This is a genomic window from Alicyclobacillus sp. CIJ1, from assembly GCF_057538885.1.
Map to the genome: position 1 here is coordinate 150,258 of NZ_BAAJPH010000067.1, position 13,145 is coordinate 163,402.

The 13,145-nt window shown below is 62.5% G+C and carries 11 protein-coding genes; 8 read left to right on the plus strand and 3 right to left on the minus strand.

The window, feature by feature from the left end; genetic code table 11:
- The first annotated feature begins 56 nt into the window (after positions 1-56).
- Genes AC27E8_RS04135 through AC27E8_RS04150 form a run of 4 tightly spaced genes read left to right on the plus strand, consistent with a single transcriptional unit; the run spans position 57 to position 4,370 of the window.
- Positions 57-1,847, plus strand: a complete 1,791-nt coding sequence (locus AC27E8_RS04135; RefSeq protein WP_487098474.1) for a spore germination protein — start codon at positions 57-59, stop codon at positions 1,845-1,847.
- Between the two features lie 12 nt (positions 1,848-1,859).
- Complete coding sequence (locus tag AC27E8_RS04140; RefSeq protein WP_487098473.1) at positions 1,860-3,062, plus strand: Ger(x)C family spore germination protein; 1,203 nt, start codon at positions 1,860-1,862, stop codon at positions 3,060-3,062.
- Positions 3,059-3,265 carry a hypothetical protein gene (locus tag AC27E8_RS04145; RefSeq protein WP_014465448.1) on the plus strand — a complete coding sequence of 69 codons (207 nt, stop codon included), beginning with the start codon at positions 3,059-3,061 and terminating at the stop codon, positions 3,263-3,265. Before AC27E8_RS04140 ends, AC27E8_RS04145 begins: the two co-directional genes overlap by 4 nt.
- 7 nt (positions 3,266-3,272) lie before the next feature.
- Positions 3,273-4,370 carry a GerAB/ArcD/ProY family transporter gene (locus AC27E8_RS04150; protein WP_487098472.1) on the plus strand — a complete coding sequence of 366 codons (1,098 nt, stop codon included), beginning with the start codon at positions 3,273-3,275 and terminating at the stop codon, positions 4,368-4,370.
- Here the strand turns inward: AC27E8_RS04150 and AC27E8_RS04155 are convergent, their stop codons facing one another.
- Positions 4,371-4,769 carry a VOC family protein gene (locus AC27E8_RS04155; RefSeq protein WP_008337281.1) on the minus strand — a complete coding sequence of 133 codons (399 nt, stop codon included), beginning with the start codon at positions 4,767-4,769 and terminating at the stop codon, positions 4,371-4,373.
- A gap of 14 nt (positions 4,770-4,783) precedes the next feature.
- Positions 4,784-5,605, minus strand: a complete 822-nt coding sequence (locus tag AC27E8_RS04160) for a phosphosulfolactate synthase (protein WP_487098471.1) — start codon at positions 5,603-5,605, stop codon at positions 4,784-4,786.
- A 323-nt stretch (positions 5,606-5,928) separates the two neighbouring features.
- On the opposite strand from AC27E8_RS04160, the gene AC27E8_RS04165 reads away from it, so the two are divergent.
- Entirely contained in the window at positions 5,929-7,104 is a 1,176-nt protein-coding gene (locus AC27E8_RS04165; RefSeq protein ID WP_487098470.1) for a C40 family peptidase, read from the plus strand.
- Between the two features lie 156 nt (positions 7,105-7,260).
- Here the strand turns inward: AC27E8_RS04165 and AC27E8_RS04170 are convergent, their stop codons facing one another.
- The gene (locus AC27E8_RS04170) at positions 7,261-8,454 is read right to left on the minus strand and encodes a glycosyltransferase family 2 protein (protein ID WP_487098469.1); all 1,194 of its coding nucleotides are present in this window, start codon (positions 8,452-8,454) and stop codon (positions 7,261-7,263) included.
- Positions 8,455-8,615: 161 nt separating this feature from the next.
- Between AC27E8_RS04170 and AC27E8_RS04175 the strand changes: the two genes are divergently transcribed.
- The 3 genes from AC27E8_RS04175 to AC27E8_RS04185 all read left to right on the plus strand — a co-directional run bounded on the left by AC27E8_RS04175 (position 8,616) and on the right by AC27E8_RS04185 (position 13,137).
- Positions 8,616-10,703 (plus strand): peptidoglycan D,D-transpeptidase FtsI family protein, encoded by a 2,088-nt coding sequence (locus AC27E8_RS04175; RefSeq protein ID WP_487098468.1) that lies wholly within the window; start codon positions 8,616-8,618, stop codon positions 10,701-10,703.
- Positions 10,704-10,794: 91 nt separating this feature from the next.
- Positions 10,795-11,439, plus strand: coding sequence for an HlyD family secretion protein (locus AC27E8_RS04180; protein WP_487098467.1), 645 nt, complete (start codon positions 10,795-10,797; stop codon positions 11,437-11,439).
- 12 nt (positions 11,440-11,451) lie between these two features.
- Positions 11,452-13,137 carry a DHA2 family efflux MFS transporter permease subunit gene (locus AC27E8_RS04185; RefSeq protein WP_487098466.1) on the plus strand — a complete coding sequence of 562 codons (1,686 nt, stop codon included), beginning with the start codon at positions 11,452-11,454 and terminating at the stop codon, positions 13,135-13,137.
- The last annotated feature ends 8 nt before the right edge of the window (positions 13,138-13,145 follow it).

Consider the following 13,145-nt stretch of genomic DNA (forward strand, 5'->3'; position numbering starts at 1 on the left):
ACTCTTTTTTTGTGGCATGATATGGTGTATTATTCCATAAAATATTTCGGGAGGTGATGAAGGTGAAAAGTGGTGTGCGCATTCGCCCGAGGCGCCGGCCGCAAGGGAGCGCAGCCCAGCTGGGCGCCGAACAGGAAAATCACGTCCAGCCGGGCGCCGAACAGGGTAGAGAGGCGCAATCGGGCGGCGAACAGGAGAGCGGTGCGCGCGGCGCCGGAGCGCCGGAAGCGTCTCTACGGGCGAAGCGCCGGACCAGGGCGTCGGCGGATCGCCGGGGTCAGGGCCGTGGCGCAGGGGAGACATCCGCGGGCGCTCCGCCGGCGCAGTCGGAGCCAGGCGGTCACGCGTCCCAACAGCGGCTTCACCGCGGTCTCGAAGACAACCTCGCGGTGCTGCACGAGCTATTCCACGGCTGCTCGGATGTCCAGTTCCGCCATCTCGAGCTTGAGGCCTCGCGCCACGCCGCGCTCGTCTATTTCACAGGCATGGTGGCGCTCGACGAGCTGAGCGATGAGGCGCTGGAGCCGCTTTTGACAGCGTTTCACCCTCACACCGTCGGCGACTACGATCCGAAGCAGTTGGCCGGGCGGTTACTGCCGGTGGCCCAGGCGGACGTGGTGAGGACCATCGACGACGTGGTGGACGCCATTGTCCTGGGGCGGGCCGTGCTGTTCATTGACGGGTTCGACGCCGCCGTGTCGCTTACCACCACTTCGCCTCCGCGGCGCGCCATCTCGGAGCCGGAAACCGAGTCGGTGGTCCGCGGGCCGCGCGAGGGGTTCACCGAGGACATCACCGTGAATATGTCGCTGTTGCGTCAGAAACTGCGCACGCCGAAGCTGAAGTCCATCCCCTACTACGTGGGCACCTACACCAAGACGGAGGTCCGACTGGTGTATATCGAGGGCTTGGCTGACGAGCAGGTCATCGCGGAGGCCAAGCGCCGGATTGAGGGAATCGAGATTGATGGCGTTCTCGAGAGCGGATATTTGGAAGAGCTCATCGAGGATCAGCCGCTGTCGCCGTTTCCCCAGTTTCAGTACTCGGAGCGGCCGGACACGGTCGCGGCGCAACTTCTTGAGGGCCGGTTTGCCATCCTCACGAACGGGACGCCGTTTGCGCTGGTGGCTCCGGTCACGTGGTGGCAGTTCCTGCAGGCGAGCGAGGACTACTATGAGCGCTTCTTTCTGGTGTATCTGGTGCGCGTGCTGCGCTATGTCTCCCTGTTCATCGCCCTGTTTCTCCCGGCCATGTACATCGCGGTGACCACGTATCACCAGGACATGCTGCCCACCAATCTCGTCATCAGCATCGCGGCGGCCCGGGAGAGCATTCCGTTTCCGGCCATCATCGAGGCGCTGATCATGGAACTCACGTTCGAGGCGCTCCGCGAGGCGGGCATCCGCCTCCCGCGTGCTGTGGGGCACGCCGTGAGCATCCTGGGCGCACTCGTCATCGGGGAGGCGGCAGTGGAAGCCGGCATCGTCTCGGCGCCAATGGTCATCATCGTGGCCTTGACCGGCATCGCTTCGTTCACGGTGCCGAGGTACAACGCCGCCATTGCCATTCGCCTGCTGCGCTTTCCCATGATGCTCCTCGGCGCCGTGCTCGGCATGTTCGGCCTGGTCATCGGCGTCATGTGGGTCACCGTGCACCTGTGCAAGCTGCGCTCGTTTGGCGTCCCGTATCTCTCTGGTTTCGCCCCCTACAAGCGCCAGGAGGTCAAGGATTTGTTCGTCCGGCCGCCCTGGTGGGAGATGGTGTATCGACCTTCTTCGTACGCCCACCAGAACCGCAAGCGCATGAACAAGCAGATGATGCCTCGCCCGGAAGGCAATCCGCAATGATGGGGTGAGACCATGCGCGTGAAGACGCGAAAGTGGGCCGTGAGCATGCTGGCCCTCGCGCTCGTGCCTTTCGTCTCGGGCTGCTGGGACCGCCGAGAGATCAACGACATGGCGTTTGTCACGGCCTGCGCGGCGGATCGCACGGAGGACGGCAAGTACCGTGTGACGGTGGAGGTGCCGCTCCCGGGCAAGATCTCGTCCGTGGGCAACCTCGGTGGGGGCGGCGGATCGAGCGGAACGAAGGCGTATTTCATCGACTCGACGGTGGGCGACACGTTTCGGGAGGCGAACGCGGATCAGCAAAAGGCGATGTCTCGCCAGCTCTACTTTGCGCACATGCGCGTGTTTGTATTTGGCGAGGCGCTCGCGCGAGACAACATTGCGCAGGCCATCGACGTCATGGCGCGCGTGCCCCAGAACCGGATGACGACGTACCTGGTGGTGAGCGAGGGGCCTGGCGCGGACGTACTGAACACCGAGTCGAGCATGGAAAAGACGCCGGCCGAGTTTCTGCGCGAGCTCGCGAGCCAGTCCGAGCGGCATCCGCGAACGGTCAAGCGAGTCACCGAGGCCCTGTTGGCCGAAGGCCAGGACCCGTATATGCCGCTTGTCTCCGTGATTGAGACCACGCCCGGCGACGAGGCACGCCGCCAGACGTATGTGAAGGTCACCGGGCTCGCCATCTTTCGCGGCCCGCGGATGGTCGGGGTGCTCAAGGGCCGCGAGGCCGACGGCGTGCTGTGGGCCCTCGGCGAGATCAAGCGGCCGACCGTGACGGTGCCGGCCCCGCACGGCACGGGCCACATTTCGGTCATCGTCACGAGGTACCGGACGCGCGTCGCCATGCACCGGGATGGCGAGAGCGTCTCCTGCCGCATCACGGTGAAGGCGATGGGGACGCTCGCCGAAAACACGTCCCCGTATATGTACGAGGTCACCCAGAACTTGCCGCGCCTCGAACATGAGGCGTCCCTCGAGATTGCGGACGAGATTGCGTCGGGGATGAAGGCGCTACAGGCCATGCGCGCGGATCCGGTGGGGCTGTGCAACCGCGTGTATCGGCTCTATCCCGCGCTCTGGCACGCAAAGAAGCAAGACTGGCGCGAATCGCTCTACGCCCACATCCCGGTTGACGTGCACGTCGAGCTCGATCTTCGCAACAGCGGCAACGCGACGTCTCCGGTGGCGATTCCAGAGGAGGATTTGAAGGCGTGATCGTCAACTTCATTGAGGCGGCGGCGTTTATCGCCGCGTTGTGCGCGTTGCAGTGGAAGGAGTGGCGCCAGGCCAACCGGCCGACGAAGGTCGCCATGGCGGCCATGATGACGATGACCGCGGGAGCCTGGGTGGTTTCAAACGTATTTCCGAACTGGCACACGTCCTTCGCGTGGCTGCCTAAGCCCTTTCACGTGAGGTGAATCGCGGATGAATCAGGTGTCGTCCCGGCAAGTGGTGCTGATGGGCTTTTGTTACGTCTTCTCCGCGACGCTCGTGACCTGGCCCGGGCAGATCCTGCGATCCGCCAAGCAGGACGCCTGGGTGGGGGTGCCGCTGTGCAGCCTCGCGGTGCTCGTGGTGCTGTGGCTGACGGATCGCGCGCTGGCGCGAAACCCGGGAAAAGACCTGTTGACGTTGTTCGTCGAGAAGTTCGGTTGGCTGGGCAAGGCGGTGCTGTTGGTCTACGTCCTGTTTTCGCTCGTGATTATGGCGAAAGACGTGCGGCTCGGGGTCGACTTCGTCAGCGTGGTCTTTTTGCCGGTGACGCCGGCGGTCGTGGTCGGGGCGCTCATCATGGCCACGTGCGTGTTCATGGTGCGGGGCGGGATTGAGGTCATCGCGCGGATGACGGAACTGTATCTGCCCGTGTTTCTTCTCTTTTCCGTGTTCTGCGGCGCGCTGCTCATTCCGGATCTCAGTTGGCAGTATCTGCAGCCGTTCTTCGAGTACGGCATGGAACGCCCGGCCGTTGGGGTGTGGTATGCGCTCAATGCCATCGGCAGCATCACGATCCTGCCCATGCTCTTTTCGCACGAGCGGTTCTCGTTTCGCCAGGCCTGGATCTCGTTGGCCGTTTCGTCCCTGTTTCTCGAGTTTGTCCTGGTCATCTGCCAGTTGAATCTCGGCAGCCCGCTCGCGGGTCATCTCATGTATCCCGCGTACGAAGCGGTGCGCGAGGTGCGCGTGACCGATTTTCTGGATCGGTTCGACATCCTCATTGTCGGCATTTGGCTGCCGACCATCGTGATCAAGATTGCGCTGAACCTGTATTTCACCATCGCCTGCATGCGGCAAGTCATCCCGCAGCTGCAGGCGGCGCAGGTGGCGCCTTCGCTCGGCTCGCTCGCCCTCGTCGTGAGCCTATGGCTGTTTCACACGTCGACGGAGGTGGTGGCCGTCGACGACGTCTGGCCGCTCGTCGTCATGGCCCTGTGGCTCGGGATTCCGGCGCTCGGCGCCATCGCAGTGGCCCTGTTGGGGCCCAAGCCGAGCGCGCGCCAGCCGAAGCCTCAGCGCGCGCCGTAATCAATACATCATGCGGTCGTCGAAGTAGTACTTGAACTCCAGCAGGTTATTGGACGGATCGATCAGGAAAAAGGTCTCGTGTTCCTCGATGAGGCCCTCAAAGCGGCGGGACAGGTCGTGGTAGAACGGGATGCCGCGCTGTTTGGCGAGCTTGTACAAATTGTCGAAGTGCTTTTTGTCCCGGAACGTGATGCCAAAGTGGCGGGGATACATGCTCACTTCGCGGTCCCAGCGATCCGACAAGTGGCACACGAGCTGATCGCCAAAGAAATCGAGCGTGATCCGGTCTGGATACCGGCGCGCCAGCTTGCAGCCGAGCTTCGTGACGTAGAAGTCGTACGCCTCGTCGAGATCGCGCGCAGGAATGGCCAGGTGAAAGACGTCGTTCGGATTTCGCATAGATGTCAGCCTCCTTACGAATGCCACAGCGCGGGCTCGGCGTCCGCCAGCGAAAGATCGCCCGTCTCAAACTGGAGCAGCGTGTCGGACCTCAGGCCTCTGCGCAAGGTCTCCAGGGGGATGGCGTCGCCGATGGCCACGTTGCCGAGGTTCACGTTTGGCCCGAGCTTGTCGATGAAGTACTTTTGCAGGGTCTTGTTGGGCGCTTCGAAGATGAGGCGATTCGTGTCGAGGGAAGCCTCGAGGATCTCCTCGATGAGCCCGAAGCGCAGTTCCCCGTTTTCGCGGCAGATGCCGCTCGTGCCCGATTCGCGCGCCTCCGTGATCACATACGAGGCGCCTGCGGAAAAGTCCTCCCGGATGAACTGAATCCAGCGGTGCGGCGGTAGGAGCAGCGACTGCTTCACGTCCTTGTAGCCCACCTCGCTCAACACCCGGAAGCGGCGAGCAAACCGCTCGATGAACCGGGCCTTCTCCGCATTGGCGAGCGGCACGGTTCCGTTCGAGATCTCGACATCCCGGCAGCCGTAATGCAGGCACATCGCCTCGTAGTCGTCCAGCCGCCCCTGGATGAGAAACTTTTCAAACAGCGTGCCGCCGAAGAAGTAACGAATGCCGAGCCGATTGAGGACTTCAATTTTCTCCTCTAGCCTCGGGGTGACCATGGCCGTTCCCCAGCCGAATTTCACGCAGTCGATCCACGCCCCGTTCGACTCCATGGCGTCTCGAAACCACCCAACAGGGACCCCGTTGTCGATCACGACGGTCAGGCCGATTTCTCTCGGCTTTTCGGGCCGCTCGGGTTGGTTCAGCACCTCTGTCCATCGCGAATCCATTGCCCATCCCCTCCGCCAAGCGCGTGTCGCAGGTTTGGCTCGAGCATACGGGGCCAAGCTTGAATTCCGGTTGAAATCCGGCGCTCTGAGGACGTTTTATCAAAAAAAGTTCAAAAGGAGCCGAGCCGACGCTGTGCTCGCTTCGCAAGGAACTGGGATGCGATTTGACACGTGGCGCCATGCAGCGCTTTCTCGCAAAAAACGAATCCATCAAGCAGGAATTCTTCACTTCCTGTCGAATATCCGTGCTTCGTAGCGAGAAAGCGCGTTGCGGGGCCCAGCCTGTCGCAAACGCGCGAAACTTGGGGTTGTGGGGAGCGATTATGCGGATCCAATCCAAGTGGTTGACTGGAGCATCGGTCGTCGTTGCCCTGTCGTTCGCCTTGTGTCCCAGACCCGCCAGCGCGGAAACGCTTTCGCAGGCGCAGCAGCAGTTGGCGCAGCTGCAGAGTCAGAAGCGCGCCGTGGAAAATCGGCTTTCCGAGGATGCCGTGAAAGAGGAGACGCTGAAAAACGCCATTCGCGCGTACCAGGTCTCCATCGAGAACGTCCAGGCGCAGATCCAGGCGAATCAGGCCCGCATGGCGGCCCTGCGCCAGCAGGAGCACGATCTCGGCATCCAGTTGAAGCAGAACGAGGCGCAGCTCAACCAGGCCGAGGAGGAGCTCGCGCAGATTGTGCGCGGCGAGTACGAGGACGGCAATGTGTCGTATCTCGAGGTGCTGTTCAACGCCACCAGCTTCACGGATTTCCTCTCGCGGCTGTATGATCTCGCCATTGTCTCGAAGACGCAGGACCAAGTCGTGCAGTCCGTCAAGGCGCTGCAGGCCTCCATCGTGGAGAAGCAGCATGAGGTTCAGGCAGCCGAGCAGCAGGCGGAGCAAGTGGGCCAACAGCTGAGCCAGCTCGAAGCCATGGACGAATCCCTCAAGCAGGCGCAGCAGGTCAAATTGAACGCTGTTTTGCAGGACATCGAGCAGGGCAAGCAGCAGCAGGGCATGCTCGAGAGTCAGATTCAACTCACGCAGTCGGACATCCAGGCCATCGAAGCGGCGACGGCGGCAGCCGAGCAGAAGGAATCGAACGCGCAGTACGTGGCTCAACAGCAGGCCGCGCTCGTTCCGGCTGATCCCAACAGCATCATCGGCTACGCGGAGCAATTCTTGGGAACGCCCTACGTGTGGGGCGGCGAATCGCCGAGCGGCTTCGATTGCTCGGGCTTCACGCAGTACGTGTTTTCGCACTTCGGGATTCAAATCCCGCGGACGTCCGAAGAGCAGTTTGCCGTCGGCGTTCCGGTCAGCCAAAACGACCTTCAGCCGGGGGATCTCGTCTTCTTCAGCACGTACGCTCCCGGCGCGACCCACGTCGGCATCTATATCGGCAACGGCCTGATGATCGACGCGCAGGACATGGGCGTCTCCATCGACAGCGTGTTCAACTCGTACTGGGGACCCAAGTACCTGGGCGCGCGCCGGTTCATCACGACGAGCGGTTGAACTTCAAACGTCCGCCTGGCCGGAACATGGCTATTCCACAAGCGAAAGGCGTCCGCCATCCCGCGTGGGGGAGCGGACGCCTTTCTTGTGGCTGCGTGCAGGCGTTGTCGCGGTTCTGCCGGGATCGTCGAGCGCCACGGGGATAGGAGGGCCAGGTCACAGCCCTCGGCGGAGTTCCCGCAGCGTGTAAAACGTGTCCCTCCACACGAGCCCTCCTCGGCGAACGGCCAGCACGGCCGAACGAATAAAGGCGTAGCTGTACAGCAACATGCCGAGCGGCAGGATGAGGAACTGGTGCTTGGGCAGCCTCAAAAACACGGCATGAAGTTCATATAAGATGCCCATGAGGACGAGACAATACAGATACACCAACCGATACCAGCCCGGCCCGAAGATGGCCCCTGCGAAGGGCGTCGTGTACAGCGCCATCATCAGCATCATGGCCGCCGTCAAAAGCACCGCGGAGTAGTGAAACGCCGGCAACGGCGCCTTCTCCATGCCAACAACCATCGCGCGGAAGCTCGGGTACCACTCGATCTCAATCATGTCCTGCGCCACGACGAATCGCTGCCGAAATCCATGCCGCTTGATGAGCTTGCCGAGGTGGAGGTCGTCGTCGGGACGCAAGCTGATGGCCCGGTGCGTGCCAATGCGCTCGTACGCCTCCCGGCTGACGAGGTTGAACGCGCCAATGCCGGCGTGCGCGCGGGCGCGCCTGCGGTACGCGCTCTGGGGCCGCTTGAACAGCACATAGTTGAAGATGTACATGGCCGTCAACAGCTTCAGCGCGTAGCCGGATGCGATGAGCCTCGGCGCCACGGTCAGGTGATGCAGCCGATGCGCGTGCACGTAGGCCATGGCCCGTTCCACCGCGTCCGGGTAAAACCGCACGTCCGCGTCCGCAAACAGCAGCCAATCGCCCGTCGCGCGCATAGCGCCTGCATACAGGGCGTGGTTCTTGCCCAGCCATCCGCGCGGCAGCTCCCGGATGTGCACCGGCACAATGCGCGAATCGCTGGCCGCCATCCGGTCAATCACGTCGCCCGTCCCGTCCGTCGACCGATCGTCAACCGCGACGATTTCGAGATCGGGATACGTCTGGCGCAGCAGCGACTCGAGCGTGGTCTCGATATGCTCTCGTTCGTCGCGCGCTGCCACGACGACGCTGACGCGGCCATACGACTCTGGGCTCGCTCTCGCCGCCTCCCGTGGCCGAAGGCGCGGCGTTCGCATGAGGTCCGGGATGGTGCGGAGAAAGATGGCTGTCCACACCACCGCGCACAGGACGGGCAGCCAAGCCGCCCGCGGGAGCGCGTGCGAAAGCCAGGACCACACGAAGCTGGAGAACATCGGATCATTCCCCCTTTTCGCGCCGCGGGGGTCCACAACTTTATGGTAATCTAGGCGTGGGGCACAGTCCAACAAATCCTGCCTGCCCACCTCATTGTACGCCGATCTCGCCGCGCCCGCACGGCGCGACCGCTCGATATCGCAAAGGACGAGGTTATCGTATGCGATTTTGGAAACGCGAAGAACTCACCGAAGAGGAGCGCCGCTGGCGCAAGCGCCAGTTTCGCACGCACGTGATCTACGCCATGATCTTTTTGTCCTTCACGAGCCTTCTGTTGCGCGCCGCGTACGTGCAGATCTCGAATGGAAAAGCGTATCGGCAGGCCGAACTCAGCATTCCCAAGGCGCGGATCCCCGTCCTGCCGCAGCGCGGCTGGATCTACGATGCCAACGGCCAGGTACTCGCGTGGGACAAACCGTCGTTGTCCATCGTGATGAACCGGTATTCCACCACGTCGGACGCGACCTATCGCCATCTTGCGAGCGCGTTGGCGCCCGTTCTTCATCAGACGCCGCAGGCGCTCTATCGCCTCATGAAATCCGACTCCGGCACGATTCAGGTGACGCTCGCCAAAAACGTCTCGCTCGCCCAGGTCGCGTATGTGGTGGAGCACCAGTCCGAGCTTCCCGGCGTGCAGGTGATTCAGGACTACATCCGCGAGTATCCGTACGGCGATCTCGCCGGCCAGGTGCTGGGCTACGTCGGCGCCATCACGGCGGAGAACGTGAGCCGATACCAAGGGTATCTGTACAGCCAGAAAGTCGGAGAGACGGGGGTCGAAGAGCAATACGAGCCGCTTTTGCAGGGCAAACCCGGGTATGAGCTCGTGACCATCAACAGCGCCGGCAATGCCATCGCGGAGGCGGGCGAGATCCCGCCGCAGAACGGCGACAACCTGCAGCTCACCCTCGACGGGCACGAGCAGGCGTGCGCGCAGATGATCATGCAGAACATGATCCAGAAGGCGAGCGACAAAAACGCGGTCGAGAACGCCGCCGCCGTGATGCTCAACGTCAAGACGGGCGGCGTCATTGCCATGGTGAGCTATCCGTACCTGGATCCGAACTGGTTCACCCTGGGCGCGCTGGAGCAACACGCGCACTACGTGTCGAACTCGGGCGCCCAGGTGAACAACGCCATTGCTATGGTGAATTACCCGGGATCGACGGTCAAGCCGGCCAACCTCATCACCGCGATGAAGGCGGGGCTGGTGAATCCGCAGACCACCATCCAGGATGACGGGTACATCTACATCGGCAAGTCGCGCAAGAACGAGGACGAAGGGTTCGCGTTCGGCGCCGTGGATCCCGTCGAAGCCATCACCGTGTCAAGCGACGTGTTCTTCTACGAGGTCGGGTTGTGGCTCGGCAAATGGTTCGGATCGAGCGCGACGCAGGGCGGGTCTTGGCCAGCGCAGGACGGATCGTATCAGCATTACCTGAACACCGACCTCGCAAAGGGGATAAACGCGCTGTTTCAGGGCGAAGCCGACTTCGGCCTCGGCTACAAGACGGGGATCGACTTGCCGTACGAGAACGACGGCGCGTTTTATATCCTCGACTCGCGCCAGGGCAATCGGCAGGTTCCGTATGACCTGAAGGCCAGCGAGCGGTCCATCGCGAAGACAGGGGAGTACGTGAACTATGGATCGCCGGCGAGTTTGGCGGATGCCGCGATCGGCCAGTCGCAGATGTTCACGCCGCTTCAGCTCGCGGAATACGCGCTCACCCTCGCGAATCGAGGGGTCCGGGTGACGCCGCACGTGTTGCAGGCGGTCTACGGGCCGAACGGGACGCCGACGAATGGGGCGAAACCCGTCTCCACGGTGAAACCGAAGGTGGCCGGTCGGGTGGACGCGCCGGATTGGCAGTGGAACCTGGTTCAGCACGGCATGATCGGCGTGACGTCGAGTCCCAATGGCACGGCGTACGCCGCGTTTGCGGGGGCGCCGTATCAGGTCGCGGGCAAGACGGGGACGGCGCAGATCATGCTCGGCGGCAAGCCAACCGATAACTCGGTCTTCATTTGTTATGCGCCGGCTGACCATCCGCAGGTCGCGGTGGCCGTGATGGCACCCGGAGGTGGCTATGGCGCGCAGTTTTCGGCTGTGATCGCGCGGCAGATGCTGGACGCGTACTTCAACGAGCATCACGCGCCGTTCATGCCGAAGAGCGGGTGGACCGACACCTCCATCCCGGCGAACTGGAAGTCGTCTCCCGCATATCAAATTCCAGAGCAAAGCCCGTAAAGGTGTGGATATAGATGGAAAGTGACGGTGAGCATGAAGCCTTGCGTCCGTGGGACACTTCACTTGACGAAGTTTTGGCGGAGGTGTCCTGATGAATGCAAGGCGGCTTCTGCTCATCCAGGTGATCATCCTCGTGGTCATCCTCGCGGCCGGATTTGTGGGGTACTATTTTTACCATCAGTCGACGCTGTATCTGAAGACGGACGACGCGCAGGTCACTGGGCGGCAGATTGTCATCACGGCGCCGGCCTCCGGCGAGCTCACGTCGTGGAACGGGACTGAAGGCGCGCAGTTTTCGGCAGGCGACGTGATTGGCACCATCAGCGTGCCTGGTGCGAAGGGCGCGACGGTCAGCGTGATCGCGCCGGAGACCTCTACGATTGTGCAGAATCAGGCCGTGAACCATCAGTTCGTCGTGGCGGGCACGCCCCTCGCGTATGCGTACAACCTGAACGATCTCTGGGTGACGGCGAACGTCAAGGAGACGGACATCAACGACGTGCACGTTGGCCAGAACGTGGACGTCTATGTGGACGCGTTCCCGGGGACGTCGTTCCAGGGCGTCGTGCAGCAGATTGGCCTCGCCACGGCGGCGACGTTCTCGCTGCTCCCGCAGACCAACAACAACGCGAACTTCACCAAGGTGACGCAGGTCATCCCAGTGCGCATCCGGCTTCAGACCTACACAGGGCAACTCGTGCCTGGGATGAGCGCGACGGTTCGGATTCACAAGTGAGGGGGCGGGCGCATGAACGGTGGAGAGACCATCGTCGGCCGCCCGCCTGCACCAGGCCCCGGCGGGCCCACGGATGAGCCGGTGGTACACAAGGGGCCCATCCTCTTCTCGCTCATCCTGGGGGCGTTTGCGGCCATTCTGAATCAGACGCTGCTGAATGTGGCTGTGCCGAAGCTCATGGTCGATTTCAACGTATCCGCGAGCACGGTTCAGTGGCTGTCGACGGCCTACCTGTTGACGAACGGCATCGTCATCCCGCTGACGGCGTATCTCATTGGCACGTTCACCACGCGCCAGTTGTTTCTCGGGGCCATGTTCCTGTTTGGCGTGGGAACGCTCCTGTGCGCGCTGGCACCCGATTTCCCGGTGATGCTCATCGGGCGGATTGTCCAGGCGGCCGGCGCGGGAATCATGATGCCGCTCATGATGACCGTGATCCTCAACCTGTATCCCCCCGAGACGCGCGGCCGCGCCATGGGCACCATCGGCATCGCAATGTTCTTTGCCCCCGCGGTCGGCCCGACGCTGTCTGGCTGGATTGTGCAGAACTACTCGTGGCGGGTGCTGTTTTACATCGTGCTGCCCGTGGCCGTGATCGATCTCGTCGTGGCCTCCATCTTCCTCAAAAACGTCACGGAGCGCACGTTTCCAAAGTTCGAGTTTTGGAGCTTCGTGGCGTCCACCATTGGGCTGGGTTCGCTTCTGTATGGCTTCAGCGAGGCGGGCAACAAAGGATGGGGCGCTACGGAGGTCCTGGTGAGCATTGTGCTCGGCGTGGTGTTTCTGATTCTGTTTGTCGTGCGAGAACTGACGTCGGCTCATCCGCTCTTGAACCTGCGGGTGTTTCGATACGGCGGATTCACCATCGCCGCGGTCGTGAGCTGTGTGGCGAACATGGCGATGTTTGGCGGATCGCTCCTCACGCCCATCTACGTGCAGGACGTCCGCGGCTATTCGGCGCTGGATTCCGGTTTGATCCTGCTGCCTGGAGCCATCCTGATGGGCATCATGTCGCCCATCTCCGGCGCGTTGCTCGATAAAATCGGGATTCGGCCGCTCGCCATCGTGGGGCTTGTCATCACGGTCATCACGACGTGGGAGTTGGGGCGCGTCGACCTGCAGACGCCGCTTGGCGACATCATGTGGATCTACACGGTTCGCATGTTTGGACTCAGCTTCATCATGATGACCATCATGACGGCGGGCCTGAACCACCTGCCGCGGCAGTATAACAGCCACGGCACGGCGGCGGCCAACACGGTGCGCACCATTGCGGCGTCGCTCGGCACGTCGCTTCTCATCACCATCATGACGGATCGGTCCAACATGCACTACCAGCAGCTCGTCGATTCGGTGCAGATGAACAACCCGTTTCTGAACATCACGCTGTCTCAGTTCGCGCACGCGCTCGCCGCGATGGCGCCGATGACTGCACAACAGGCGAACGCCCTCGTGACATACCTGCTCTATGGCCAGGCGCAACTTCTCTCCACCGTGGAGGGCATCGACGACAGCTTTCTGGTTGCAGCTGGGATTGCGCTCGTCGCGCTCGTGCTATCCCTCTTCTTGCGCAACGTGAAACGGGCGGGCGCGTCTGCACAAGCGCCCACGGAGGCGGCGCCGCCCGCGGTGGCCGAAGGTTCGCGCCGTAAGGTGGCCGTCGTCCGCAGAACGCTCCGACCCAGGCCCGAGGCATAGCGGACGTG

Coding starts and splice junctions, on each gene's coding strand:
- AC27E8_RS04170 (WP_487098469.1), bottom strand. CDS start 8,454: ATGTTCTCCAGCTTCGTGTGGTCCTGGCTTTCGCACGCGCTCCCGCGG.
- AC27E8_RS04160 (WP_487098471.1), bottom strand. CDS start 5,605: ATGGATTCGCGATGGACAGAGGTGCTGAACCAACCCGAGCGGCCCGAA.
- AC27E8_RS04180 (WP_487098467.1), top strand. CDS start 10,795: ATGAATGCAAGGCGGCTTCTGCTCATCCAGGTGATCATCCTCGTGGTC.
- AC27E8_RS04155 (WP_008337281.1), bottom strand. CDS start 4,769: ATGCGAAATCCGAACGACGTCTTTCACCTGGCCATTCCTGCGCGCGAT.
- AC27E8_RS04185 (WP_487098466.1), top strand. CDS start 11,452: ATGAACGGTGGAGAGACCATCGTCGGCCGCCCGCCTGCACCAGGCCCC.
- AC27E8_RS04175 (WP_487098468.1), top strand. CDS start 8,616: ATGCGATTTTGGAAACGCGAAGAACTCACCGAAGAGGAGCGCCGCTGG.
- AC27E8_RS04165 (WP_487098470.1), top strand. CDS start 5,929: ATGCGGATCCAATCCAAGTGGTTGACTGGAGCATCGGTCGTCGTTGCC.
- AC27E8_RS04150 (WP_487098472.1), top strand. CDS start 3,273: ATGAATCAGGTGTCGTCCCGGCAAGTGGTGCTGATGGGCTTTTGTTAC.
- AC27E8_RS04135 (WP_487098474.1), top strand. CDS start 57: ATGAAGGTGAAAAGTGGTGTGCGCATTCGCCCGAGGCGCCGGCCGCAA.
- AC27E8_RS04140 (WP_487098473.1), top strand. CDS start 1,860: ATGCGCGTGAAGACGCGAAAGTGGGCCGTGAGCATGCTGGCCCTCGCG.